Annotated in this window: 22 protein-coding genes; 11 read left to right on the forward strand and 11 right to left on the reverse strand. The window is 66.5% G+C overall.

Annotation, left to right across the window (positions count from 1 at the left end; translation table 11 throughout):
- Window positions 1-29 precede the first annotated feature (29 nt).
- A complete protein-coding gene (gene lpxD, locus LQV39_RS07720) occupies window positions 30-1,070 on the forward strand; it encodes a UDP-3-O-(3-hydroxymyristoyl)glucosamine N-acyltransferase (RefSeq protein WP_230022842.1) in 1,041 nt (346 codons plus the stop codon).
- Here the strand turns inward: lpxD and LQV39_RS07725 are convergent.
- From LQV39_RS07725 to LQV39_RS07755, 7 genes are all read right to left on the reverse strand, one after another.
- Window positions 1,048-3,276, reverse strand: a complete 2,229-nt coding sequence (locus tag LQV39_RS07725) for an ATP-binding protein (RefSeq protein ID WP_230022845.1) — start codon at window positions 3,274-3,276, stop codon at window positions 1,048-1,050. The two genes, lpxD and LQV39_RS07725, sit on opposite strands and share 23 nt — an antisense overlap.
- A gap of 87 nt (window positions 3,277-3,363) precedes the next feature.
- Window positions 3,364-4,143 carry a peptidylprolyl isomerase gene (locus tag LQV39_RS07730; protein WP_230022848.1) on the reverse strand — a complete coding sequence of 260 codons (780 nt, stop codon included), beginning with the start codon at window positions 4,141-4,143 and terminating at the stop codon, window positions 3,364-3,366.
- Window positions 4,144-4,221: 78 nt separating this feature from the next.
- Entirely contained in the window at window positions 4,222-5,013 is a 792-nt protein-coding gene (locus LQV39_RS07735) for a peptidyl-prolyl cis-trans isomerase (RefSeq protein WP_230022851.1), read from the reverse strand.
- A 100-nt stretch (window positions 5,014-5,113) separates the two neighbouring features.
- Complete coding sequence (locus LQV39_RS07740; RefSeq protein WP_230022853.1) at window positions 5,114-5,389, reverse strand: BolA family transcriptional regulator; 276 nt, start codon at window positions 5,387-5,389, stop codon at window positions 5,114-5,116.
- Window positions 5,386-6,027 (reverse strand): septation protein A, encoded by a 642-nt coding sequence (locus tag LQV39_RS07745; RefSeq protein ID WP_230022856.1) that lies wholly within the window; start codon window positions 6,025-6,027, stop codon window positions 5,386-5,388. The genes LQV39_RS07740 and LQV39_RS07745 overlap by 4 nt, the downstream gene beginning before the upstream one ends.
- Before the next feature lie 27 nt (window positions 6,028-6,054).
- A complete protein-coding gene (gene msrB / locus LQV39_RS07750; RefSeq protein ID WP_230022859.1) occupies window positions 6,055-6,450 on the reverse strand; it encodes a peptide-methionine (R)-S-oxide reductase MsrB in 396 nt (131 codons plus the stop codon).
- A gap of 25 nt (window positions 6,451-6,475) precedes the next feature.
- Window positions 6,476-7,981: a YdiU family protein gene (locus tag LQV39_RS07755; RefSeq protein ID WP_230022862.1), complete on the reverse strand. Its 1,506-nt coding sequence runs from the start codon at window positions 7,979-7,981 to the stop codon at window positions 6,476-6,478.
- Window positions 7,982-8,160: 179 nt separating this feature from the next.
- Here LQV39_RS07755 and LQV39_RS07760 point away from each other — a divergent pair, with 179 nt between their 5' ends.
- Complete coding sequence (locus LQV39_RS07760) at window positions 8,161-9,834, forward strand: 3-(methylthio)propionyl-CoA ligase (RefSeq protein ID WP_230022864.1); 1,674 nt, start codon at window positions 8,161-8,163, stop codon at window positions 9,832-9,834.
- Here the strand turns inward: LQV39_RS07760 and LQV39_RS07765 are convergent, their stop codons facing one another.
- Genes LQV39_RS07765 through LQV39_RS07775 form a run of 3 tightly spaced genes read right to left on the reverse strand, consistent with a single transcriptional unit; the run spans window position 9,835 to window position 12,845 of the window.
- Window positions 9,835-11,091: an NAD(P)/FAD-dependent oxidoreductase gene (locus tag LQV39_RS07765; RefSeq protein WP_230022870.1), complete on the reverse strand. Its 1,257-nt coding sequence runs from the start codon at window positions 11,089-11,091 to the stop codon at window positions 9,835-9,837.
- Window positions 11,092-11,093: 2 nt separating this feature from the next.
- On the reverse strand, window positions 11,094-12,026 hold the full coding sequence (locus LQV39_RS07770) for a quinoprotein relay system zinc metallohydrolase 2 (RefSeq protein ID WP_230022873.1): 933 nt from the start codon (window positions 12,024-12,026) through the stop codon (window positions 11,094-11,096).
- Complete coding sequence (locus LQV39_RS07775; protein WP_230022877.1) at window positions 12,027-12,845, reverse strand: quinoprotein dehydrogenase-associated SoxYZ-like carrier; 819 nt, start codon at window positions 12,843-12,845, stop codon at window positions 12,027-12,029.
- Window positions 12,846-12,961: 116 nt separating this feature from the next.
- Between LQV39_RS07775 and LQV39_RS07780 the strand changes: the two genes are divergently transcribed.
- Genes LQV39_RS07780 through LQV39_RS07790 form a run of 3 tightly spaced genes read left to right on the forward strand, consistent with a single transcriptional unit; the run spans window position 12,962 to window position 16,169 of the window.
- Window positions 12,962-13,372 carry a GntR family transcriptional regulator gene (locus LQV39_RS07780; RefSeq protein ID WP_230022894.1) on the forward strand — a complete coding sequence of 137 codons (411 nt, stop codon included), beginning with the start codon at window positions 12,962-12,964 and terminating at the stop codon, window positions 13,370-13,372.
- Window positions 13,369-14,322 carry an ABC transporter ATP-binding protein gene (locus LQV39_RS07785; protein ID WP_230022897.1) on the forward strand — a complete coding sequence of 318 codons (954 nt, stop codon included), beginning with the start codon at window positions 13,369-13,371 and terminating at the stop codon, window positions 14,320-14,322. Before LQV39_RS07780 ends, LQV39_RS07785 begins: the two co-directional genes overlap by 4 nt.
- 5 nt (window positions 14,323-14,327) lie before the next feature.
- Window positions 14,328-16,169, forward strand: a complete 1,842-nt coding sequence (locus tag LQV39_RS07790; protein ID WP_230022900.1) for a hypothetical protein — start codon at window positions 14,328-14,330, stop codon at window positions 16,167-16,169.
- A gap of 4 nt (window positions 16,170-16,173) precedes the next feature.
- On the opposite strand, the gene LQV39_RS07795 is transcribed toward LQV39_RS07790, so the two are convergent.
- Window positions 16,174-16,800, reverse strand: coding sequence for a glutathione S-transferase family protein (locus LQV39_RS07795; RefSeq protein ID WP_230022902.1), 627 nt, complete (start codon window positions 16,798-16,800; stop codon window positions 16,174-16,176).
- 78 nt (window positions 16,801-16,878) lie between these two features.
- On the opposite strand from LQV39_RS07795, the gene LQV39_RS07800 reads away from it, so the two are divergent.
- The 6 genes from LQV39_RS07800 to LQV39_RS07825 all read left to right on the forward strand — a co-directional run bounded on the left by LQV39_RS07800 (window position 16,879) and on the right by LQV39_RS07825 (window position 24,182).
- Window positions 16,879-17,721: a helix-turn-helix domain-containing protein gene (locus LQV39_RS07800; RefSeq protein WP_230022904.1), complete on the forward strand. Its 843-nt coding sequence runs from the start codon at window positions 16,879-16,881 to the stop codon at window positions 17,719-17,721.
- Window positions 17,722-17,743: 22 nt separating this feature from the next.
- On the forward strand, window positions 17,744-18,586 hold the full coding sequence (locus LQV39_RS07805) for a DUF817 domain-containing protein (protein WP_230022906.1): 843 nt from the start codon (window positions 17,744-17,746) through the stop codon (window positions 18,584-18,586).
- Between the two features lie 17 nt (window positions 18,587-18,603).
- A complete protein-coding gene (locus LQV39_RS07810) occupies window positions 18,604-19,971 on the forward strand; it encodes a GNAT family N-acetyltransferase (RefSeq protein ID WP_230022909.1) in 1,368 nt (455 codons plus the stop codon).
- Window positions 19,972-20,055: 84 nt separating this feature from the next.
- Window positions 20,056-22,140, forward strand: a complete 2,085-nt coding sequence (locus LQV39_RS07815) for a 3-hydroxyacyl-CoA dehydrogenase NAD-binding domain-containing protein (RefSeq protein ID WP_230022912.1) — start codon at window positions 20,056-20,058, stop codon at window positions 22,138-22,140.
- Window positions 22,141-22,354: 214 nt separating this feature from the next.
- Window positions 22,355-23,560, forward strand: coding sequence for an MFS transporter (locus tag LQV39_RS07820; protein ID WP_230022915.1), 1,206 nt, complete (start codon window positions 22,355-22,357; stop codon window positions 23,558-23,560).
- Window positions 23,561-23,627: 67 nt separating this feature from the next.
- The gene (locus LQV39_RS07825) at window positions 23,628-24,182 is read left to right on the forward strand and encodes a nuclear transport factor 2 family protein (protein ID WP_230022918.1); all 555 of its coding nucleotides are present in this window, start codon (window positions 23,628-23,630) and stop codon (window positions 24,180-24,182) included.
- Window positions 24,183-24,213: the final 31 nt, after the last annotated feature.

The following is a 24,213-nucleotide window of genomic DNA, read 5'->3' on the forward strand; positions in this document are numbered from 1 at the left end:
CCGCATGGACAAGCGCGGAGGGCCACGGCATGGGGATGCGCATAGGCGAACTGGTTGAGCGTTTCGGCGGGCAACTGCAGGGCGACCCGGACACGGAAGTCAGGTCCATCGCGCCGCTCGAACGCGCTGGCCCGGCGGACATCAGTTTCCTCGGCACCGGCAAGCTGCGCGCCCAGGCCGCGCACAGCCGGGCGGGCGCGCTGATCCTGTCGCCGCTGGACGAGCCCGAGGTGGCGGGGAGTCATGAGGGCGCGCGCATCCTTACCGGCAATCCCTACGCCTACTTCGCCCGCACGGCGCAACTGCTGGCGCCGAAGGAAGCGCCGCGGGCCGGCATCCACCCGTCCGCCGCCGTCCACGAGAGCGCACGCGTGGATCCCTCGGCCTGGGTCGGTCCCCACGTCACCTTGGAGGCAGGCGCCGTTATCGAGGCCGGGGCCGTCGTCGATGCCGGCTGCTACATCGGCCGCGAGGCGCTGGTCGGCGAACACACACATTTCTTCGCCAACGTCAGCTTCCTGGCGCGCTGCGTCATTGGGGCGCGCGGCGTCGTCCATTCCGGCGCGGTGATCGGCGGCGACGGCTTCGGCTTCGCCGTGGACGAGGGCGTCTACATCAAGATCCCGCAGACCGGCCGGGTGCTGATCGGCGACGACGTCGACATCGGCGCCAGCACCACCATCGACCGCGGCGCCATGGACGACACCGTCATCGAGGATGGCGTCAAGCTCGACAACCAGATCCAGATCGGCCACAACTGCCATATCGGCGCGCACACGGCGATGGCCGGCTGCGTGGGCGTGGCGGGCAGCGCCGTCATCGGCAAGTACTGCACCTTCGGCGGCGCGGCCATGGTCAACGGCCATATCACGATTGCCGACCACGTGCACATCACCGCCGGCACCCTGGTCTCGAACTCGATCGCCGAGCCGGGGCGCTATACGGGCTTCTATCCGATCGCGCCGAATGCGGAGTGGGAGCGCAATGCGGCGCTGGTGCGCAATCTGTCTTCGCTGCGCGCCAGGATCCGGGCGCTGGAAAAAGAGCTCAAGGCGCTGGAGGGGCGCTAGCGGCGGCGGTCGGGGCCAGCGCGCGCAGCAGGTCCTCGAGCGAGGCCGGCTTGGTCAGGTGCAGGTCGAAGCCGGCCTTTACCGCGCGATCGAGGTCGGCCTGCTGGCCATAGCCGGACAGGGCCACCAGGCGCAGGCCGGCGCCGTACTGACGGCGCAGCAGGAGGGCGAGCGCATAGCCGTCCATGTCGGGCAGGCCGATGTCGAGGATGGCGACCCGCGGCAGTGCCGTGGGCAAGCCGGCGGGCAGGAAGCTGCGCGCGGTGGCCAGGGCCTGGGCCGCGGTGTGCGCGACCTCGACGGTGTGGCCGAGCTGGCGCAGCAGGCTGGCGGTGCCGGCTGCGGCATCTTCGTTGTCGTCCACCAGCAGGATGGCGCAGGGCTCTTGTTCCGCTGCCGGTGCGGCGTTCGGGACTTGCGCATGCGCGGCGGCGAGCGGCAGCGCGACCTCGAAGCGGCTGCCGTGGCCAGGGCCTTCGCTGGCGGCGTTGACGCTGCCGCCGTGCAGTTCGACGATCTTGCGCACGATCGCCAGCCCCAGGCCCAGGCCGCCGGTGCGGCGCGCCAGCGGCTGCGGCGCCTGGTAGAAAGGTTCGAAGACGCGCGACAGCAGGCCGGCATCCATGCCGATGCCGTTGTCCTGGACCGAGAGCCGGGCCAGGCCGGCGGCCTCGTCGGCGGCCAGTTCGATATGGGTGGCGCTGCTGCCGAAGCGGGCGGCATTGGACAGCAGGTTGTTCAGCACCTGCACCAGGCGGCTGTCGTCGCCCAGGATCCAGACGGCGTCCGGCGCGGCCAGCGTGATGGCGTGGCCGGGCAGGGCGGCGACGGCGTGGCGCACGGTTTCGGCGAGGTTGAGCGGGCGCAGTTCCAGCTGCAGCTTGCCGGAAGCGATGCGCGAGACGTCCAGCAAGTCGTCGACCAGGCGCTTCAGGTGGGTGACCTGGCGCCGCATGATGGCGCGTTCGCGGCGCGCGCCGGGCTCGTCGCGCATGTCCATCAGGTCGAGGGAGGCGACGATGGGGCTGAGCGGGTTGCGCAGTTCGTGGCCGAGCACGGCAAGGAATTCATCCTTGGCCTGGCCGGCTTCGCGCGCCTGGTCGAGCGCCTGTTCCAGTGAGCTTAGCAGTGTGGAGCGTTCCTGCTCGCGGCGGGCGCGCTGGCGGCCGGCGGCTTCGAGCGCCCGCCCCATGCGGCCGAGTTCGCGGATGCGCGCATGCGGCACGCTGACCGGGCGGCCGGCGCCCAGCGCTGCGGCGGCGCGCCGCAAGCCGTTGAAGGCGCCGACGATGCGGTTCGACAGCCAGTAGGCCAGGGCGATGCAGACTGCCAGCGAGATGGCGATGCCGGCGGCGTAGACGGCGATGCCTTCGAAGAAGCCGGCGCGCAGGGTGGCCATCGGGGTATTCGTGACCACCGTCCAGCCGTAGCGCGACATGCTGCTGTAGGCGGTGGCCACGAGGTCGCCTTCCTTGGTCAGCGTGGCGCCGGCGCCCTCCAGGCCGTTCTTGCGTATCAGCTCGCGCAGGGCCGGCGTGATCGGCTGGGTGACGAAGCGTTCCTGGTTTTTCGAGCGCGCCACGATATGGCCGGAAGCGTCGATCACGGCGATCAGGGAATCGGCGGGGGCCCGCTGGCGCTCGATGACGCGCAGGATGCGGTCCGGTTTGACGATGGCGCTGAGTACGAAGGCGTGGCCGTGGGTATCGGTGACAGGAATGCGCACCGGCACCGCGGCGCGCCCGGCCTTGCCGCGCACGATGCGGCCGACCACCGCGCGGTGCAGGCTGAGCGCCTGCTGCAGGCTGTCAGGATCGGCCAGGGCGGGCGCCTCGGCGCCGAAGGGCGCATTGGTGCGGAACACCGTTTTGCCCTCATGGTCGGCCAGGAATACGCCGAGCCACTCCGGCTGGGCCCTGGCTTGTGTGCTGGCCACCTCGTAGAAGGCGCGTACGTCGCCGGCCACCATCGCCGGGCTCTGCGCCATGGTCGACAGCGCCGCCACCGAGGAATCGAGTTCGGCGTCGACAGCGCTGGACAGGGCCCGCGCCATGTCCAGCAAGGCGCGCTCCTGCTCGCGCTGGCGGTACTCGCTGGCCACGTGGATGCTCCAGATGCCGAGCAGGGCGAGCGGCAGCAGGCCGATCGCCGTCAGCAGGACCAGCAGGTGGCGTAGCGGCAGCGTGCGGCTGCGGGGAGATGGCATGCGGAGCCCGGGCAAGAATCGGTAGAAATGCGGAAGAAAAAAAAGCGCTCCGGGCGTGGGAGCGCTTTCTGGGTCAGGCAGGGCAGATTACTGGATCTTTGCCTTGTTCATCAGCTGTTCGCGGTAGGCTGCCAGCTTGCGCTGCTGCAGCTGCTCCGCGACCTGCTGCTTGACTTCTTCCAGCGGCGGGATCTTGGCTGCGCGGGTGTCTTCCAGCTTGATCACGTGGTAGCCGTACTGGGTCTTGACCGGGGTTTCGGTGATCGCGCCTTTTTGCAGCGAGGTCATGGCCTTCGAGAACTCAGGCACGAAGGAAGCCGGGTTTGCCCAGTCCAGGTCGCCGCCGTTGTTGGCCGAGCCCGGGTCTTTCGACTGCTTGGCCAGATCTTCGAACTTGGCGCCGCCTTTCAGCTTGGCGATGATGGCCTTGGCTTCGTCTTCGGTGGCCACCAGGATGTGGCGGGCGTGGTATTCCTTGTCGCCGACCTGTGCCTTGAACTTGTTGTACTCGGCGGTGATGTCCGCGTCCTTGACCGGGTTCTTCTTGATGTAGTCAGCCAGCATCGCATTGATGATGATGCTCTGGCGGGCATTGTCGATCGCGTTCTTGACTTCCGGACGGGTGCCGATGCCTTGCTTGTCGGCTTCCTGGATCAGGACTTCACGGCCGATCAGGTCCTTCTTGATCGCATCGCGCAGTTGCGGCGAATCGGTGGCCTTGCCCTGGGCAACGACTTGCTTGACGACCTGGTCGACCTTGGCCGCGGGGATGGGCTTGCCATTGACGGTCGCGACGTTTTGTGCGAACGACGGCAGGGCTACCATCGCGGTCATGGCTAACAACAGGCGGGCTGGCTTCACAATCATTTATTCGATCCTATCTAAACACAAAAGTCGCAACGCGACGAAAACCGGCGGCGTGAAGGCCACCGGTGATGCACCATCTTACTGCACCTTTGCCTTTTTGACCATTTCCTCTTGGTACGAGGCCAGCTTACGCTGGGTCAGGGCGTCGGCGATCTGCGGTTTGACTTCATCCAGCGTCGGCAGTTTCGCGGCGCGGACGTCGTCCAGCTTGATGACGTGGTAGCCGACCTGGGTCTTGACCGGCTTCTCGGTCACCTGGCCTTTTTGCAGGCCGGTGAAGCCGGCTGCGAATTCAGGCGGGAAGGAGGACGGGCTGGCCCAGTCCAGGTCGCCGCCGTTGTTGGCGGTGCCGGTGTCCTTCGACTGCTTGGCCAGGTCTTCGAACTTGGCGCCGCCCTTGATCTTGGCGATGATGGCGTTGGCGTCGGCTTCGTTTTCCACCAGGATGTGGCGCACGTGGTATTCCTTGTCGCCGGTCTGCTTGGTGAAGCGGTCGTATTCGGCCTTGATGTCGGCGTCGCTGACCGGGTGCTTGGTGACGTAATCCTTGGCCAGGGCGTTGATCACGATGGTCTGGCGGGCGTTCTCCAGCGCCTGCTTGACTTCCGGATTCTTGTCGTAGCCCTGCTTGACGGCTTCCTGCATCATCACTTCACGTGCGATCAGGTCCTTCTTGATCGCTTCGCGCAGTTGCGGCGAATCGGTGGCCTGGCCCTGGGCCACGACCTGCTTGACCATCTGGTCGGCGCGCGAGGACGGGATGGCCTTGCCGTTGACGACGGCGAGGTTCTGGGCGAAGGACGACGAGCTTGCGAAAGACGCGGCGATAGCGATCAGGGCTAACAGCAGCCGTGCTGGCTTAAAAGTCATGGTGGTTCCTGTGAGGGGGTTGCTTGGACGAGATTTGATTAGTTCTTGTAATACGTAGCAGATTTTCGAACAGATTACTTAAGACTTCCTGAAGGCTGGCTTACGACAGTTCTGATGGTGCAATGGCGGTGATCGCAAGTGCGTGAATGTCGGTATGCATCATGCCTTGCACGGCATCATACACCAGCCGATGGCGCATGACGAGCCTCAGGCCTTCGAAGCGTTCCGAAACGATTTTCACGCTGTAATGGCCCCCGCCGGAGGCCGCGCCGGCATGGCCGGCGTGCAGGTGGGAGTCGTCGTTGACCTCGAGTTTCGATGGGCTCAGCGCGGCCTGCAGCAGCTCGCGGATGCGCTCGGGACGGGCCTGGCTCATGCGTCCCCCTGCTCGTGTTCCTGGATGTGCTTGGACAGCATCAGGGTCTGGATGACGATGAAGGCGAAGAAGATGCCGGTGACGCCGAACAGTTTGAAGCTGACCCAGGCGCTGAAGTTGTCCTTGAAGACCACGAAGGCCATGAACAGGTTCAGCACGCCGACCAGGGCGAAGAAGGCCATCCAGGCGACGTTGACCTTGGGCCAGACCGATTCCGGCAGCTTGATCTGGGCTTCCATCACCTTGCGGATCAGGTTGTTGCCGAAGCCCACTTGGCCGACGAACAGGGCCAGCGCAAAAGCCCAGTACAGGATGGTCGGCTTCCAGAGGATGAATTTCTCGTCGTGGAAGTAGATGGTGGCGCCGCCCATCACGGCGATCACGCCCAGCGAAAGCCACAGGGTGCCGTCGACCTTGCGGCCGCGCACGATCAGATAGGCGATCTGCAGGACGGTGGCGACGATGCCGACCGCGGTGGCCAGCATGATCGGCGATTGCGCCGGGGTCAGGGCGCCGCCCGCCACCAGCCAGCCCAGGGTCTGGACGGCGAGGGCGTGCGCGGCTTCCTGGTTGCCGTCGGCAATCTTGAAGACGGCGAAGAAGAGAATGACCGGGAACAGGTCGAACAGGAATTTCATGCGAGTGCGGTTCGTTGAAAATGCGTATTATGCCGCTTCGAAGCGCAGGGCGGCCGAATTGATGCAATAGCGCAGGCCAGTGGGCGGCGGACCGTCCGGGAACACGTGGCCCAGGTGGGCGTCGCAGACCGCGCAGATGATCTCGGTGCGCACCATGCCGTGGGTGCGGTCGACCTTTTCGATCACGTTGTCGGGATCGAGGGCGCGGAAGTAGCTGGGCCAGCCGCAACCGGACTCGAACTTGGCGTCCGACTCGAACAGCGGGGTGTCGCAGCACACGCAATGGTAGATGCCGTGCTCATGGTGGTCCCAGAATTTACCCGTGAAGGCGCGCTCGGTGGCCGCGTGGCGGGTCACCTGGTATTCCATCGGGTCCAGCTGGGCGCGCCATTCGGCGTCGGTCTTGCTCACTTTTTCGGTCATGGTCGTCGGTGTTGCTAATAAAGGGTCAGGAGGAGCAGCTCACTTCGAGGTGGGACGCCCAGTCCGGCGGCAGGGCCGCATAGGCTTCGTTCTCCGGCTGCTCGTCGAACGGCCGTTCCAGGATCGCAAGCAGTTTGGCGACTTCGGAAAAATCGCCATTCTGCGCTTTTTCGATCGCGGTCTGGGCCAGGTAGTTGCGCAGGATGTATTTGGGGTTGACCTGGTGCATCGCAAGCCGGCGGGCATCGTCCTGGCTGTGTTCCCGGCGCAGGCGGGCGCGATAATCGACTGCCCAGGCATCGAAGCCGGGGCGGTCGAGGAAGAGGTCGCGCAGCGGCGCGTCGGCCTCATTCCTGTCGCTGTCGAGCACGTCCATCCGCAATTCGCCCAGGCGGCGGAAGAACAGGGTGAAGTCGACGCGGTTCTCGTGCATCAGCTTGAACATGGCGTCGTACAGGGCGCGGTCCCCCTCCTGCGTGGTCTTGAGCCCCAGCTTGGCCTGCACCAGCGCGTCGAAGCAGTCGCCGTAGGCGTCGATATAGCCGTCCAGCGCGGCCTCGGCAGCTTCCTTATCCTCGATCAGGGGCAGCAGGGCATTCGCCAGCGCGTAGCAGTTCCAGTGGCCGACCGGCACCTGGTTCGAATAGGAATAGCGGCCGCCCTCGTCGGTGTGGTTGCAGATGTGGTCGACGTCGAAGGCTTCCATGAAGCCGAAGGGGCCGTAATCGAGGGTGATGCCCAGGATGGACATATTGTCCGTGTTCATCACGCCGTGCATGAAGCCGACCGCCTGCCAGTGCGCGATCATGCGCGCCGTGCGGCGGGTGACCTCAAGCAGCAGCGCCAGGTAGGGATTCTCCGCCGACTGCAGTTCCGGATAAAACTCGCGGATCACGTAGTCGGCCAGGGTGCGCAGCTCGTCCTGCCTGCCGCGGTAATGCCAGTGTTCGAAGGAGCCGAAACGGACGAAGGAGGGCGCCATGCGGGTGACGACGGCGGCGCTCTCGATGGTTTCACGCACCACCTGCTGGGGCGAGCCGGTCAGCATCAGGGCGCGTGTGGTCGGGATGCCGAGCGCGGCCATTGCTTCCGAGCACAGGAATTCGCGGATCGAGGAGCGCAGCACGGCGCGGCCGTCGCCCATGCGCGAGTAGGGCGTCATGCCGGCCCCTTTTAGCTGCAGCTCCATCGGGCCTTCGGGACCGTTCAGCTGGCCGAGAAGGATGGCACGGCCATCGCCCAGCTGCCCGGCCCAGTGGCCGAACTGGTGGCCCGAGTAGACGGCCGACAGGGGCTGCGCGCGCGGCGGCACCTGGTTGCCGCTGAAGACGGCGACGAAATCGTCCTGCTTCAATGCCGCCGGGGCTAGCCCGGCCAGGGCCGCGGCCTTGGCGCTGGCCGCAACGAAATAGGGCGCAGGCAGGGGCGTCGGCATCAGGCGCGTGTAGAACGCGGGCGGCAATTCGGCGAAGGAATTGTCGAAAGGGAGGTCGTCAGCGCGAATGGCGGTTCCTTCAGGACGTGGTGACATAGCTTGCCGGGATTCTAACCCAGACGAGCCGATTTTAAGTGCACGCTGGCGTGCGCACTACCCAGCTTACATCCCGTAACGATGGCGGCAAGCGGCTTGACGCATTGCAGCATCGAAATCCGTTGACGCTCTGCGCACGCCCGTTCCAAACTCGGCCGCAAATACTTCCGGGAGACAAGATGCAGTCCATTCCGCAGAGCCCCGTCCAGGGCCAGATGATGAGCCAGCCGCTGTCGATTTCCAGCATCATTCGCTTTGCCGCCCGGCACTATGGCAGCAGCGAGATCGTCTCGCGCCGCGTCGAGGCCGACATGACTGACCTGCACCGCTACACCTACCGCGACTGCGAAGCCAGAGCCCGGCGCCTGGCGCAGGCCCTGGCGGACCGCGGCGTGGCGATGGGCGAGCGGGTCGGCACCCTGGCCTGGAACGGCTACCGCCATCTGGAACTGTATTACGCGGTGTCCGGCTCGGGCGCGGTCCTGCACACCATCAACCCGCGCCTGCATCCGGAGCAGATCGCCTACATCGTCAACCATGCGGAGGATCAGGTGCTGTGCTTCGACCTGACCTTCCTGCCCTTGGTCGAAGCCATCGCCCCGCATTGCGCGACCGTGAAAGCCTTTGTGCTGATGAGCGACCGCGCCCACATGCCGGCCGCGTCGACCATCGCTAACCTGCTGTGCTACGAGGAACTGATCGAGGCTGCGGACGGCGGCTACGAATGGCCGCTGTTCGACGAGAACGCCGCGGCCTCGCTGTGCTACACCTCGGGCACGACCGGCAATCCGAAGGGCGCGCTGTACTCGCACCGCTCGACCGTGCTGCACGCCTACGCCTCCGCGCTGCCGAACGTCCTGAACGTCGGCGCCATCGACACCGTGCTGCCGGTGGTGCCCATGTTCCACGTGAACGCCTGGGGCCTGCCATATTCCGTGCTGCTGTCCGGCGCCAGGATGGTCTTCCCCGGGGCCGCGCTGGACGGCAAGTCGCTGTACGAACTGTTCGAGCAGGAGGGGGTGACTTTCTCGGCCGGCGTGCCGACCGTGTGGCTGGGCCTGATCAATTACGCGCTGCAGAACGACCTGAAATTCTCGACCTTCCGCCGCACCGTGATCGGCGGCTCGGCCTGCCCGCCGGCGATGATGGACACCCTGATCGACAAATTCGATGTACAGGTCATCCACGGCTGGGGCATGACGGAGATGTCCCCGCTCGGCACCACCGGCGGCCTGCTGGCCAGGCACCGCAAGCTGCCGGCGCCCGAGCAGCGCAAGATCCTGCAGAAGCAGGGCCACGCCATCTACGGCGTCGATATGAAGATCGTCGACGACGATGGCAAAGAGCTGCCCTGGGACGGTCACAGCTTCGGCCACCTGCTGGTCAAGGGTCCGTGGATCATCGCCAGCTACTTCCGCAACGAGGGCGCGGGTGAGTCCGGTACCGTGCTCCAGGACGGCTGGTTCCCGACCGGGGACGTGGCCACCATCGACGCCGACGGCTTCATGCAGATCACCGATCGCAGCAAGGACGTGATCAAGTCCGGCGGCGAGTGGATCGGTTCGATCGACCTGGAAAACATCGCGGCCGGCCATCCGGACGTGCTGCAGGCGGCCTGCATCGGCGTGGCCCATCCGAAATGGGACGAGCGGCCCTTGCTGCTGGTGGTGCGCCGGCCCGGCGTCGAGCTCACGCGCGAAGAGCTCTTGCGCTTTTTCGAAGGGAAGATCGCGCGCTTCTGGATGCCGGACGATGTGGTCTTCGTGGACAGCCTGCCGATCGGCGGCACCGGCAAGATCCAGAAGAACAGGCTGCGCGAGCAGTTCCGGGACTACCGGCTGCCGGGCGCCTGATCAATCGAGGGTGTCGGCCCAGATCTGCCGCGCCCAGGCCTCTGCGTCCATGCCTTCCTGTGCCGATGCATGCTCGGACAGGACGCCCTTGCCCTCGGCCTGCATGCCGCGCCTGGCCGGTTCGTAGCGGTAGAGCGTCGAGATGTGCATGGCCTGCCGGCCGTCGACGAAGCTGTAGCAGGTATTCGCAAAGGCCGGCGCCGCATCGGGCGCTTGGCCCAGCATCAAGGCCACCACGGCGCGCGCGCAGATCTTCGCCTGCGCGTTGGCCATGTGGGCGGACTTGGGCAGGCCGGCCTCGATCGCATCGCCAAGCACGTGCACGCGCGGCAGCAGCTTCGATTCATAGCTGAGGACATCGACTTCGCACCAGCGCCCGTCGATATTCGCCAGGCCGGCATCCTGGGCGATCCTTCCGGCCCGCTGCGGCGGAATGATGTTCAGCACGTCCGAGCGGAGCGTTTCGAAGGTCGTCTTGACGGTCTTCGTCGCCACATCGACCTCGCGCAGTTCGCTGCCCGGCACGTATTCGATCATGCCCGGGTACAGATCGTGGAATGCCCGTTCGAACAGCACGCGCTTCGAGGTGATCACGGGATTGGCGTCGAGGACCATCACCCTGGACCGGGGCTTGTGCGTCTTGAGGTAGAAGGCAACCTGGCAGGCGCGCTCGTAGGGTGCGGGCGGGCAGCGGTAGGGCTGGGGCGGGACCGCGATCGTGAAGACGCCGCCATCGCGCATCGCCAGCAGCTGGCGGTGGAGATTGCGGGTTTGCGGTCCGGCTTTCCATGCGTGGGGAATCTGCTCCTGCGCCCCGGCCAGCATGGGAAAGGCGTCGTAGATGAAGTCGATGCCGGGGGCGACGACCAGGCGGTCGTAGGCCAGTTTTTGGCCGGCCACCACGACCCGCGACTTCCCGGCGTCGATGGCCGTCACGCTGCCGCGCATGAATTTGACCCCGTGATGCCGCTGCAGCCGATCGTAGCCGAAGCTGAGCTGCTCCAGCGTTTTCTGGCCGCTCAGCACGCGATTGCTGACCGGGCAGGAGATGAATTGTGCGTTCTGGTCGATGAGGATGACTTCGACGCGGCCGCGGCTCAGGACGCGAATCTGCTTCGCTGCCGTCGCGCCGCCATAGCCGGCGCCGACGACGACGACGCGTCCCGCGCCGCCGCGGCGCGCATGGAGGTTTCGGTCGGCTGCCGAGGCCATCACCGGCCACATCAGCGCCCATTCGAGAAACTGGCGCCTGCGCATGTTCACTCCCATTCAAGGGCCGGGTAGAGAAGGTTGACGTTGCGCCGATTGACGGCGTCGAAGAGCCGCCAGCGCGGGCGTTCGGCAGCTGCGGCCGTCGCCATCGTGGCGCTCATGTCCTCGCCGCGGCGAATGCCGGCCCTTACGTCGCGCAGCAAGGTAGTCAGATAGCTGCGCTGCCGCTCCAGCGCCTGGTGCCTGTCGCGGGTGGGCGGCCCGTGTCCGGGAATCGTGAGGCGGGCCGGCGTCTTGTCGAGGGCATCCATGGCGGCGAGCCAGCCCGGGACATCGCCATCGACGGAGGGCGTGCGTTCGATGAAAAGCAGGTCCCCGGTCCACAAGGTGCCGGTTGCGGCGTCGAACACGCTCAGGTCATTGTTCGTGTGCGCGGGCGGCCAGGCTTTCAGGCGCAGCTTCCGGTTGCCGAGGTCGAGGGTGAGCTGGTCCTCCACGATGTCGGAGGCTGCGATCAGCCTGGAATTTTCAGCCGCGTCGCCCAACTGTGCTTTCAGATTGCGCAGATAGGCCTCGCCACGGCTATTCAGTATCCCGGGCAGCCTGGCGTGGCCGATGAAGCGCGGCGGCGCGGCGGCATCCATGAAAGCGGCGTTGCCGAACACATGGTCGGGATGCGCATGCGTATTGATCACATAGCGCACGGGCAGGCGGGTGAGGGTGCGCAGGGCCTCCTTCAGGGCCATGCCGACGCGCCAGGAGCCGCCCGTATCGATGACGGCGACCGCGTCGCTGCCGATCACGAAGCCGATATTCGCGATATCGCCGTCGTAGCCGTCCTCGAAATCCTGGTGCTGCCCGAAGTGGACATACACGCCTGGCGCCACCTGCTCGACGCGCAAGGGCGCCGCGCCGGCTGCGCCGGCCGTGGTGGCGGCCGCAAGGGCCAGCAGGAGCAGTCTGCGAAGCAGGCGCCGCACCTAGCCTCCGACGTCCAGCGTTTGGCGGAAGGTGCCACCTTCATTGTCGTGGGCGACGATCTGCAGGGCGCCCGGCTTGTCGGCGACGAAGCCGAAGCGGAAGGACGGATTCTCGCTGATGCCGATATTCGTGTCGGCCGTCAGCACCGGCTTGCCGTTGTAGGTGACGGCGATCCTGTCGATAAAATAGGCCGGCCGGAAACCATGCGAGAACAGCTCGCGCTGCATGCCCGTGGACATCGGGTGCCGGATCAGGAGCGCGGCCTTGTTCACGTCGCCGGCCTTGAAGGGTCCGTCGAGCGCGAGCTTCATTTTGCCGGCGCCGACCCTGGCTGCCGCTTCGTCGCCGGTCGCCGGCCCGCTGCAGCCGCCCGAGGCGCGCACGGTGACGGTATTCACGTAGAACCTGCCGTCGCTCGCTTCGGCCACCACGTGCACCGGCGAGTCCGATTCAAGACGGATGCGGGTGGCGATGTCGGGCTTGCCGCTCTGCGGGCCGAAGTGGAAGGCCGCGGTCAGCGGCACCGGATTGCCGTCGACGAAGACGCTGACCGACTTGATGTAGCGGACGTCCGTCATCGGGTGGTCGATGGTGAAGGCGAAGGGCACCTGGTCGCCGCTGGCCGCGCGCGTGGGCGCCGTCAGGCGAATGAAAGGGGCGGGTTCCAGCTTCTTGCCGGGGAAGTAGGCCTCTTGCAGCGCCTGCCAGGCCGGGGCCGGGGCCTGGGCGGCGGCCGGCAGGGGGCAGGCGAGGAAAGCCAGCGCCGCCAGGCAGGCGAAGCGTGGCGGGCAGAGCGGATTGCGTCGACGATCGTTCATCGCTACACCTCCATCCAGTCTCTTAACTATAGCGCAAAGCGGCGCAATAATTAAGCAGTTGACCACAGCCCGGTCCGGTGCTACTGTACTATCTGTCCTAGTACAGTGAGTCTAGCATGAATCGACGTGCTCCCCTGATGCTGCAGATCGTTACCGGCGATCCGCGGCCCATCATCCGCCAGATCGCCGACGGCATCAAACGCCTGGTTGCCGGCGGCGATCTGCAGCCCGGCGACGCGCTGCCCAGCGTGCGCGGCCTGGCCCAGCAGTTGTCCGTCAATCCGAACACGGTGGCCAAGGCCTATGCGGAATTGACCGCGGAAGGCTGGCTGCTGTCGCGCGCCGGCCTGGGCCTGTACGTGGCCGAGCAGCGCCAGCGCCTGTCGGACCCCGAGCGCGAGCGGCGCCTCGATGAGGCGGTCGACCGCTTCGTCGGCGACGTCATCGGCCTGGACTACCCCAGCGACACCATCCTCGACCGCGTCGCGGACGAGCTCTCCCACTACGCCACGAAGAAGACAGCATGAGCGCGAATCCGAGCGAATACGTCATCGAAACCGAGGGCCTGAGCCTGCGCTACAAAGGCAAGCTGGCCCTCGACCACCTGAGCCTGCGCCTGCCGCGCGGCGGCATCCACGCCTTCGTCGGCGCCAACGGGGCCGGCAAATCCTCGCTGTTCCGCGTGCTGCTCGGCTTCGAGCCGGCCGGCAGCGGCAGCGCGCGCGTGCTCGGCGAGGACTGCGCCCGTCTCTCGCCGGAACTGCGCGGACGCATCGGTTTCGTCAACGAAGAGCACACGCTGCCGGCCTGGATGCGGGTGCAGGACCTGATGCGCATGCAGCAGCGCCACTATGCGCTGCCGCGCTCGGGGTATGCCGGCACGCGCTGGAACCGCAGCCGCTACGACGAGGTGCTGTGCCATTTCAATGTGCTGCCCGGCCAGCGCGTGGGCCAGCTCTCGCGCGGCGAGCGCGCCGGCCTGAACCTGGCGCTGGCGCTGGCCCAGAGCCCGGAACTGCTGATCCTCGACGAGCCGACCCTGGGGCTGGACGTGGTGGCCAAGCGCGCCTTCCTCGAAGCGCTGCTACAGTCCAGCATCGACGACGGCTCCACCATCGTCTACTGCTCGCACCAGATGGACGAAATCGAGCGCGTTGCTGACAACCTGGTGATCCTTGAGCGCGGCAGGCTGCGCTACATGAGCGGCCCGGACGACTTCTGCGGGCGCGTGCAGCTGTGGGTGGCCGAATTCCCTTTCAAGGCGCCCGAGGTGCGCGAGCTGGACGGGGTGCTGCAGGTGCAGCAGTTCGACGGCCTGACCCACATCGTCACTTTCGACCAGCATGACGGCGCTGCTTTTGAAGCGCGCCTCAAGCTGCTGGGCGCCCGCCGGGTGCAGGCCATGCCGCTGGGCCTGGACCGCGCCGTCAACGCTTTTCTCTCGCATGGACATGCCGGCGCCCGCCGCGCCGCCTGAATACGATGATCGAACTCTTCCTTTCCGAATTGCGGCGCTTCCGTACGGCCGCCATCCTGTATGCGGCCGCCAGCCTGGTGCTGGTCACGGTGATGAACCAGATGAACGACCTCGCCACCGGCCCGCGCGAACTGCACGCGGTGATGACCTTGCTGTACGCGCTGTCCGGGCTGGGCTTCGCGCTGTACCAGTTCGGCACCTACCGCCAGCCGAGCCGCTGGATCTGGCTGCTGCACCGGCCACTGCACCGCGGGCCCATCCTGGCCGGCATCGCGCTTGCCTCCGTGGTGCTGATCGCGCTGGCGATGGCGCTGCCCCTGTTCGTCCTGCTGGGCGTGCAGGACCACTTCACCACGCGCGTGGTCGATGCCCGCCACTATGCGGGCATCGGCTTCATGGCGCTCACATGCGTCTCGTACTGGCTGAGCGGCGCCTATATCATGCTGCATCGCAGCCGCTGGGCCTTCGTGGTCCTGATGCTGCCGATCCTGCTGACCATGCACATGGCCAGCTACGGCACCATGCTGGCCCTGGCCCTGGCTTGCAACGCCGTGCTGCTGGTCCTGGTGTACACCGTGTTCCGCCCCAACCGCTACACAGGCGACGACACGGTGGCGACCGTCGCCTCGGCGGCCCCGCTCCAGCTCAGCTTTTACATCGCGCTGCTGTGGAGCGGCTCGACCCTGTTCCAGGTCGGCCAGATGATGGCGGGCGTGCATCCGCTGGAAGCCGACGAGGTCGTGGCCGGCGGCGGCGTGGAAGCGTCGCGCTTCGATCCCCGCGAAGCGCTGCTGGCGGGCCTGGCCGCCGTGAAGGATCCGCGCGCCGCCGGCTGGATCGCCGCCCTGGACCGCGACAACAGCGCCAGCCTCGGCCCCGGCCAGCGCCAGTACACCGTGCGCGACACGGTCTCGACCCGCAGCGGCCTCAAGCTGTCAGACAGCCAGCAGAACAACTGGACCTTCAGCCACGACCGCATGATGTACAGCGGCCAGACCCGCCACGCCCGTGGGGCCGGCTGGTTCGGCGCCGGCGGCAAGGGCAATGCCACCCCGTTCGACTCGCAGCCGGTGCCTTTGCGCGACAACCGCGCCAGGGGCTACCTGGCGAACGCCCACGACATGTACGAGTTCGAACAGGGCGGCCTGAAACTGCGGCATGTGTTGCATGTCGCGGGCGTGGAGCAGCTGGGCGCCGGCATCGCGGTGCTCGGTCCGCGCACGGCGCTGCTGACCAACCGCCGCGTCGCGCTGCTCGAGGAGCGCGGCGGCCAGCTCGCCCCGCTCGCCAGCATCCCGCTGCCGCTTCCCTTCGGCGACCTCGATCGGGCAGAAGTGGGACAGGTGGCGGATGGCACCCTGGTCAGCTTCATTGGCGGCCGGCGGCGCCTGGATGGCGTCATTCCGGCGCCCCAGGTGGTCTACCTGGTCGACGCCGGCGGGCAGGTGCGCGAACTGGGCCGCCGCGAAGTGGCGCACGATTTCCCCGTGCTGTTCGAACACAGGGACTGGTGGGTCTCGCCGGTCCTGCATGCCGCCGTCAGCCTGCCCACGATCCTGATCGAGAGGGGGGTGGTGCCGGACGATGGCGCCAGCCGCTTCGCGCCGCTTCTGCTGCCGCGCCCCGCCTCCGTGTGGACCGTGGCGGTCGCGCTGGCCTTGCTGTCGGCGCTGGCCGCGGCCTGGTGGACCCGGCGCGCCGCGCTCGGGCCGAGGGCGCGCCTGGCCTGGTGCCTGGCCTGCCTGCTGCTGGGCGTGCCGGCGCTGCTGTCGCTGATGGTGCTGCAGCCGCGCGTGGCGCGCGAAGCCGCGGCGGCGTCCGACGTGCCGGTGGCGGCGTCGGCTTGAGTACTCAGGCGGCCTGCGCCGCCGCCAGTTCGGCGTCCAGCGCCGTCACCCGCTGCGCCGCCGGGCGTGCATTGAAGCGTTCGATGTACTGAGCGATTTCAGGCAGCTCGGGCACCAGCTTGAAGGCGCTGGTCCAGGCCAGCGCATAGCCCCACAGGACGTCGACGGCCGTAAAACGCTCGCCGAGCAGCCAGGGGCCGCGGCGCAGCTGCGCCGTCAGCGTGGACAGCATGGTGTCGTAGTCGCCATAGGGGCAGGTCGAGGGCGGCGCCGGCTCGCGTTTCATGGCCAGGTCGACCACCGCCGGTTCGAAGCAATTGCCGTAGAAGGCCATCCAGCGCAGCCAGGGTCCGCGCAAGGGGTCGTCCAGGGCCGGCGCCAGGCCGGCCTGCGGGAACAGATCGGCCAGGTAGATCATGATGGCCGCCTGCTCCGTCACCAGGGCCTCGCCATCCAGAATGGCGGGCACCTTGCCCATCGGGTTGACTTCCAGGTAACGCGGGCTGTGGGTCTCGTTGGCTTTCAGGTTCACGGTCTCCAGAGCATAGGGCGCGCCTAGTTCCTCGAGCAGGATGCGGACAGCGCCGGAGCGCGAATGGGGAGCGTGGAAGAGGGTGATGTTGCGGTTCATGGCGTCCTCGTTGAGTTGGGACATCCAGCATAGGACGTCTGAAACTTGTCGTCTTGGAAAAACGCGAATGCTAGAATCATGGCCATCGACCCTGATGAGCACCCGATGAACGCACAGGCCACCGTCCAGGACCGCCCGAAAGGCGTGGTCGCACCCAGCCAGGCGCGCAAGATGTTCCGCATGGAGCGCTACCTGCCCGCGCCCGAACTTGCCCCCTTCATCGACCATTTCTGGATCGTCGAATGGGACCTGGGCGGCCAGCCGCCCTATGTCCAGCGCACCCTCCCGTATCCCTGCGTGCACCTGGTGTTCGACAGCACCGGCGCCAGCGGCATCTGGGGCGTGCCCACCGGTGCCTTCGACTACGAGCTGAAAGGCGCCGGCAAGGTCTGCGGCCTGCGTTTCAGGCCCGGCGCTTTCCGCGCAGTCCTGGGGCGGCCGCTGCACAGCATTACCGACCAGGTGCTGGCGCTGGCGGAGGTCTTCCCCTGGGATGAAGCCGAAGCCAGGCGCGCGGTGCTGGACACGCCGGACGACGCGGCGATGACGGCCGCCGCCACGCGCCTGCTGGCGCCCTTGCTGCCGGCGCCCGATCCGCAGGTCGAGCGCATCGCCGCCATTCTGCGCCGCGCCGAAACCACGCCGGGCCTGACCCAGGTCGAGCAGCTGGCGCTGGACGCCGGCATGGGCGTGCGCAGCCTGCAGCAGCTGTTCAGCGATTACGTCGGCGTCAGCCCGAAGTGGGTCATCCGGCGCTTCCGGCTGCACGAAGCCGCCGACCGCCTGGCCAACGGCGATGAACCCGACCTCGCCGCGCTGGCCCAGGAGCTGGGCTACTTCGACCAGGCGCATTTCAGCGCCGATTTCCGCAAGCTGGTGGGCGAATCGCCCTCGCAGTACCGCAAGCGCGCCCGCGCCTGACCCTCACCCGACATCGACGCCCATGCTATCCGCAATCGACTCTTTCCTGATGGACGACCGTCCGCGCTCCCTCGCCGGCCTCAAGCGCGGCCTCACGGAGTTCCTCTGGTTCGGCATCAAGGAGGCGCGCGCCTGCCTCTTCGTCGGCCTGTTTTTCGCCGCCATCTTCCTGATGCCGCGCGCCGGCCTGTTCGGCATTCCGCGCTATGACGTGCTGCTGGTGGTGGCTGTCGCGATCCAGCTGTGGATGGTGCGCGTCAAGCTGGAGACCTGGGACGAGCTGAAGGCCGTCTGCCTGTTCCACGCGGTCGGCTTCGCGCTGGAAGCCTTCAAGGTCTCGGGGAATATCCAGTCCTGGAGCTACCCGGACTTCGGCTACACCAAAATCTTCGGGGTGCCGCTGTTCTCGGGCTTCATGTATGCCGCCATCGGCAGCTACATCGTGCAGGCCTGGCGCCTGCTGGACATCCGCGTTCGCCACCATCCGCCTTACTGGATGGCGACCACGATCGCGGTCCTGATCTACGTGAACTTCTTCACCCACCATTACATCGGCGACTACCGCTGGTACCTGGCCGCCTGCGCGCTGGGCCTGTACTCGCGCACCACGGTGGTATTCCGGCCGCTCGACCGCGACCGCCGCATGCCGCTGATGCTGGGCTTCGTGCTGACCGGCTTCTTCATCTGGATGGCCGAGAACATCGGTACCTTCTGGGGCGTGTGGCGCTATCCGAACCAGCTGGGGGCATGGTCGGCCGTCCATATCAGCAAGTGGAGTTCATGGTCGCTGCTGGTGATCATGACCTTTACCATCGTGGCGAGCCTGAAGCATGTGAAGGCGAAGATCCATATTGCGCAGGACTGACCCGGGATTGAATAAACGTGACGGATAACGATAATGTGAGCGGCATCCGGGCCGGTGGAGGTGACGCCGCGGCCGCGCAGGAGACCTGGAGCGCCGGCGAAGCGCTGGTGCTGGAAGCGAGCCGCGCAAGGGAAGAAGGCCGTTACGAAGACGCGCTGCGCCATGTGCTGGCCGCCTTCGCGCGCGTGCTGTCCGTCGACAGGGAGCGCCACATAGGCGGCTTCATGGTGATGTTGGAATGGCACTTCCTGGCCGGGGAGTATGCGCCGGCCCGTGCGGCAATGGCCGACGCGCGCGACGCGCAGGTGCACCGCCTGCTGGCCGGCGAGTTGGGCTACGGGCTGGCCCGCAACGAATGGCTGGGGCCGCCGTCGCGTTTTTCGCTGATCGCCGAGATGAACGAGACGCTGCGCGATCCGCACTCGACCAGCGCGGTGTTCGCCCGGCTGGACGCGGACATGCCCGCACAGGCGCAGCGCGCCGCCTTCACGGCCTTGCCCGCCGTGGTGGAGGCGGGCGAGTTCGCGTTGGCCGAGCGCTATATGCCGGACCCGATGCGCGATGTGCCCCAACTGAACGCGACTGCCGAAAGCTGGCCGCTGTTCCCGCCGGCCGGCACCGCGCCGCGCCTGGCCGCCGAGCTGTCGAACTTCTCCAGGGAAGTGCGCCTGTGCGTCGCCATCCTGCGCGGGCTGGGTCGTGGGCCTGAGGCTGACGCCCTGGCCGACGCCGCACTGGCCGGCCTGCCGAACGACGAACTGCGCGACTGGATGCGCCGGGACATGCGGCACCCGGGCCTGATTCATCGCGCCATGGCCGACCACCAGATGGAGCGGGACCGCGCCGCCAACCCGCACACGGCCCCGAGGATGCCGGTGCAGCAGCCCATCGAAACCGGGCGCCTGATCCTGCGGCCCTTCGTCGAGGAAGACGCCGCGGCCTGGCTGCCATTGGTCTCGCTGCCCGAGATCATCCGCTACACCGGCGACACGCCGGCCCGATCGGTGGAAGAGGCACGCGCACTCCTGTGCAGCCGCCCGCTCAGGGACTACGCGCTGTACGGCTTCGGGCGCCTGGCGGTGATCGAAAAGGCGAGCGGGCGCCTGGTCGGCTTCTGCGGCTTCAAGTTTGTGATGGAGCTGGGCGAAACCGACATCGGCTACCGCTTCCTGCCGGACTGCTGGGGCAAGGGTTACGCGACCGAAAGCGCCGCCGCGCTGATGCAAGAAGGCCGGCGCGCACACGGCATCCGGCGCGTGGTCGGCACCGTCCACCCGGACAACCCGGCTTCCGGCAGGGTGCTGGAAAAGCTCGGGCTGCGCTTCGAGCGCCTGTTGGAGCCGGACGAGGAAGGCGTCCGCTTCCTGCTGTATACGACGGTCTAGCGTCAAATAACACGATCGTACTTTTTATCGGTTATAGTTGCCGCTGTCGTTTCAACACACCCATACAAAATCCAAGGGAGACCCATGAGCGCCGATTACCAGGTCCAGAACCATGTCGCCGTCATCACGCTGAACAACCCGCCGGTCAACGGCCTCGGACTGGCGACGCGCACCGCCGCCGTCGAGGCGCTGCAGCGCGCCGAGCTTGACCCCTCCGTCAAGGCGGTGGTGATTACCGGGGCTGGCAAGGCCTTTTCGGGCGGCGCCGACATCCGCGAATTCAATTCGCCGAAAGCCCTGACCGAGCCGACCCTGCACACCCTGATCCGCACCGCCGAGGGTTTATCGAAGCCGGTGGTCGCCGCGATCCACAGCGTCTGCATGGGCGGGGGCCTGGAGCTGGCGCTGGGCTGCGCCTACCGCGTGGCGGTGCCGGGCGCCCAGATCGCGCTGCCGGAAGTGAAGCTCGGCCTGCTGCCGGGCGCCGGCGGCACCCAGCGCCTGCCGCGTGTGATCGGGCTCGAAGCGGCGCTCGACATGATCGTCACCGGAAATCCGGTACCGTCGGAGAAGTTGGCCGGCACTTTATTCGATGAGGTGTTCCCGGCCGGGACCGACCTGGTGGCCGCCGCGGTCGGCTTCGCGAACAGGATCGCCGATGTCCGACCGCTGCCCAAGGTCCGCGAGCGCAAGGTGGAGCATGCCGATGCGCAAGCCTTCCTGGCCGCCGCGCGCGCGAAAGTGAAGGCTGCCGCCGGGGCCTTCCCGGCGCCGCTGGAGTGCGTCGAAACCATCGCCGCCGCGGTCGACATGCCTTTCGAGGAAGGCTGCAAGTTCGAGCGCTCGCGCTTCATCTACCTGACCCAGACCGTCGAATCGAAGGCGTTGCGCCATGCCTTCTTTGCCGAACGCGCCGCCAGCAAGATCCCCGACGTCCCGGCGGACACCCTGGTGCGCGAGATCAAATCGGCCGCCGTGGTTGGCGCCGGCACCATGGGCGGCGGCATCGCGATGAACTTCGCGAACGCCGGCATCCCCGTCACCATCCTCGAGATGAAGCAGGAGGCGCTGGACAAGGGCCTGGCCACGATCCGCAAGAATTACGAGAACACGGTCAGGAAGGGCAAGCTGACGCCCGAGAAGTGCGAACAGCGCATGGCGCTGGTCAAGGGCACGCTGGCCTATGAAGACATTGGCCAGGCCGACATCGTGATCGAAGCCGTGTTCGAAGACATGGGTGTCAAGGAGACCGTGTTCCGCCAGCTGGACACCGTGATGAAGCCGGGCGCGATCCTGGCCTCCAACACTTCGACGCTGGACCTGGACAAGATCGCCGCCTTCACGCAGCGCCCGCAGGACGTGATCGGCCTGCATTTCTTCAGCCCGGCCAATGTGATGAAGCTGCTGGAGATCGTGCGCGGCGCGCAAACCGGCAAGGACGTGCTGGCGACGGCGCTGGCGCTGTCGAAGAAGCTCAAGAAGACCGGTGTGGTCTCCGGCGTGTGCGACGGCTTCATCGGCAACCGCATGGTCGAGCAGTACATCCGCCAGGCCGGCTTCCTGCTGGATGAAGGCGCGCTGCCGCAGCAGGTCGACCAGGCCATCGAGAAGTTCGGCTTCGCCATGGGGCCTTTCCGCATGGGCGACCTGGCCGGCAACGACATCGGCTGGTATATCCGCAAGCGCCGCGCCGTCGAGATGCCCGAGGTGGCTTATTCGAAGACCGCCGACCTGCTGTGCGAGCAGGGCCGCTTCGGCCAGAAGACCGGCGCCGGCTGGTACGACTACCAGGCGGGCGACCGCACCCCGCATCCTTCGGCCGCCGTCGACGGGATGATCATCCAGCACTCGAAGGATCTGGGCGTCGAGCGCCGCGCGATTTCGGACGAAGAGATCGTCGAGCGCCTGGTCTACGCGCTGGTGAACGAGGGCGCGAAGATCCTGGAAGAGGGCATCGCGCTGCGGGCGTCCGATATCGATATGGTCTACCTGAGCGGCTACGGCTTCCCTTTGTTCCGCGGCGGGCCGATGTTCTATGCCGATACGGTGGGGCTGCCAAAGGTGCTGGCCGCGATCGAGAAGTATGCGCGCGGCTACCATGGCGAGGCCTGGAAGCCGGCGGGTTTGCTGCGCAAGCTGGCCGAAGAGGGACGCGGGTTTAACGCCTGATGTTGGCTCGTCGTTCCCGCGAAGGCGAAAAAAGCGCCAGTGGCGCTTTTTCCCCCAAGTTCTGGCGCCCAATATCCGCTCATGCAAACTTGGGCCCCCGCCTGCGCGGGGGCGACGGAGGTAGTTTGCGGGAACGACGGTAACAATATGTCCCTGATGCGGGCATGGAAAGTTGCATGTTAGGCTAGGTATCCCAGAAAATACCGAGCCCTACGTGAAAAATGCCCTCCTGATCGCGACCGCCTGCCTGCTCGGCCTGCTGTCGACGACCGGCGCCTCGCTGCCTTACCCTATCCTGCCGCCCCTGTTCGTGAACGGGGCGGCTGACGGACTCACCAACTTCCTCGGCCTGCCGCCCAAGCTGCTGTTCGCCGTCGCCCTGATGGTCAACCCGATCGGGCTGCTGATCGGCACCGCCGTCCTCGGTTCGCTGTCGGACCGCTTCGGCCGTCGTCCGCTGCTGCTGTGGACCGCGGCCGGCGCCGCCATCGGCCACGTGCTGACGGCCTGGGCGCTGTCGGTCCACTCCTATCCGCTTTTCCTGGCGGCGCGCTTCGCCACCGGCCTGCTGGAGGGCCAGGGCGCCATCGTCCGTGCGATGCTGGCCGATCATCTGCAGGGGCCGCTGCGTAACCACGCGATGTCCTGGCTGAACGGCTGCTTCACCCTGGGCTGGCTGTTCGGGCCGTTGCTGGCCGGGCTCACGATCGGTTTCGGCATCACGGTCCCGTTCTACATCGCCGCCGCCGCGCTGCTGCTGGGCACAGTGCTGGTGGCGATCACGCTGCGGCGCGAAGAAGTCGCCCACGGTCCGGGCTGGTGGGCGGTGGCGCGCGAGCGGCATGCCTTCAACCTGCTGCGCCACGACGGCCTGCGCATGCTCTTCATCGTGCAGCTGGCCTACACCTGCGGCGTGACCGCCTTCTATGAGTTCTATCCGCTGTGGCTGGTCGAGGTCGGCCGCTACGATACCCGCGCAATCTCGCTGGTCAATGTCGGCATGTGCGGGCTGATGAGTTTCACGGCAGTTTTTGCGGGGCGGCAGAATCGCGACGATCCCTTGCGCCGCGCGGCCTTCCTGGCGACGGGCGTGGCGCTGGCGATCGCTTCGCTGGGCACGGGCCAGCTGTGGATCGGCCTGGCGGGCATCATGCTGTTCGGCCTGCCGCATGCCTGCTACAACGCCGTGATCCAGGTGTGGGCGGCGGACCGCTTCGGCGGCCATGGCCAGGGCGCGGTGATGGGGCTGCTGTCGACGACCTTCTGCCTGGCGAATATCCTGATGGCGGCGGCGGGAGCGGTGCTGACTTTGTTCGATACGCGGCTGGTTCTGGTGGCTGGGGCGATGCTGACAGCCTGGGCCGCGTTCCGGATGCGGGCCTGGAGCCGGGTGCCGGGTGTCGGTGGCGAGGCTTTCTGAAATAACTTGCAAAAAATACAAATCGCACAGTAGCATCTTGCAGAGTTAAATTTGCCGAGAGACAGCTATGTGGCTTGAACGCCTGCCTGATCGTGCCAGCTGCGCGTGTACCCCCTCCAGGAACCGTCTGGAGAAGTCCCTTATCGGGAAAATTTCGCCAGTCCTCGTGATTGTTTTTGCCTTGATAAATGCGAGTGGGTGCAGCTCAATGAATAATGGATCGCAAAATACCAGCCAGATCGAAGCCGAGGTCAATGATGCATTCAGAGGATTGGTTGACGCCTCCAGGGCGTTGGACGCGCGCCGCTACCTTGACTATGTCGACAAAGAGAAATTTACCGGATCAAATGCAGAGGGGAAGGTGTGGCACTCGTTCGACAATCTGGAAGCGCTGATTTCTTCAGGATTCCCGATGGTCGAGGAGATCGTTTCTCTTGAATTCTCGAATGTTAAAGTGACCGTTATTAATCCATCGACGGCGATTCTGGTGAATGAATACAAGCAGACCATCCTCCTCAAAAACAAGGATCTGGTTAAACAAGCCGGCGGCGGCACGCAAGTCTGGTCCAAATCCGGAAAGGGATGGAAGCTGGTCAGTATCTCCGACAGTCACGCGAAATAGAAAAAGCCGCCCGCAGGCGGCTTTCGTTCAT

The sequence above is a fragment of the Massilia sp. Bi118 genome, assembly GCF_918697865.1.
In the GTDB taxonomy this organism is placed as follows: Bacteria; Pseudomonadota; Gammaproteobacteria; order Burkholderiales; family Burkholderiaceae_D; genus Telluria.

What these genes read in the sequence shown, in the direction of transcription:
- msrB (WP_230022859.1), bottom strand. Translation starts at nt 6,450, where the DNA reads ATGACCGAAAAAGTGAGCAAGACCGACGCCGAATGGCGCGCCCAGCTG.
- LQV39_RS07730 (WP_230022848.1), bottom strand. Translation starts at nt 4,143, where the DNA reads ATGATTGTGAAGCCAGCCCGCCTGTTGTTAGCCATGACCGCGATGGTA.
- LQV39_RS07780 (WP_230022894.1), top strand. Translation starts at nt 12,962, where the DNA reads ATGAATCGACGTGCTCCCCTGATGCTGCAGATCGTTACCGGCGATCCG.
- LQV39_RS07805 (WP_230022906.1), top strand. Translation starts at nt 17,744, where the DNA reads ATGCTATCCGCAATCGACTCTTTCCTGATGGACGACCGTCCGCGCTCC.
- LQV39_RS07740 (WP_230022853.1), bottom strand. Translation starts at nt 5,389, where the DNA reads ATGAGCCAGGCCCGTCCCGAGCGCATCCGCGAGCTGCTGCAGGCCGCG.
- LQV39_RS07790 (WP_230022900.1), top strand. Translation starts at nt 14,328, where the DNA reads ATGATCGAACTCTTCCTTTCCGAATTGCGGCGCTTCCGTACGGCCGCC.
- LQV39_RS07795 (WP_230022902.1), bottom strand. Translation starts at nt 16,800, where the DNA reads ATGAACCGCAACATCACCCTCTTCCACGCTCCCCATTCGCGCTCCGGC.
- LQV39_RS07765 (WP_230022870.1), bottom strand. Translation starts at nt 11,091, where the DNA reads ATGCGCAGGCGCCAGTTTCTCGAATGGGCGCTGATGTGGCCGGTGATG.
- LQV39_RS07800 (WP_230022904.1), top strand. Translation starts at nt 16,879, where the DNA reads ATGGCCATCGACCCTGATGAGCACCCGATGAACGCACAGGCCACCGTC.
- LQV39_RS07755 (WP_230022862.1), bottom strand. Translation starts at nt 7,981, where the DNA reads ATGTCACCACGTCCTGAAGGAACCGCCATTCGCGCTGACGACCTCCCT.
- LQV39_RS07815 (WP_230022912.1), top strand. Translation starts at nt 20,056, where the DNA reads ATGAGCGCCGATTACCAGGTCCAGAACCATGTCGCCGTCATCACGCTG.
- LQV39_RS07735 (WP_230022851.1), bottom strand. Translation starts at nt 5,013, where the DNA reads ATGACTTTTAAGCCAGCACGGCTGCTGTTAGCCCTGATCGCTATCGCC.
- LQV39_RS07825 (WP_230022918.1), top strand. Translation starts at nt 23,628, where the DNA reads ATGTGGCTTGAACGCCTGCCTGATCGTGCCAGCTGCGCGTGTACCCCC.
- LQV39_RS07760 (WP_230022864.1), top strand. Translation starts at nt 8,161, where the DNA reads ATGCAGTCCATTCCGCAGAGCCCCGTCCAGGGCCAGATGATGAGCCAG.
- LQV39_RS07785 (WP_230022897.1), top strand. Translation starts at nt 13,369, where the DNA reads ATGAGCGCGAATCCGAGCGAATACGTCATCGAAACCGAGGGCCTGAGC.
- LQV39_RS07725 (WP_230022845.1), bottom strand. Translation starts at nt 3,276, where the DNA reads ATGCCATCTCCCCGCAGCCGCACGCTGCCGCTACGCCACCTGCTGGTC.
- lpxD (WP_230022842.1), top strand. Translation starts at nt 30, where the DNA reads ATGGGGATGCGCATAGGCGAACTGGTTGAGCGTTTCGGCGGGCAACTG.
- LQV39_RS07745 (WP_230022856.1), bottom strand. Translation starts at nt 6,027, where the DNA reads ATGAAATTCCTGTTCGACCTGTTCCCGGTCATTCTCTTCTTCGCCGTC.
- LQV39_RS07775 (WP_230022877.1), bottom strand. Translation starts at nt 12,845, where the DNA reads ATGAACGATCGTCGACGCAATCCGCTCTGCCCGCCACGCTTCGCCTGC.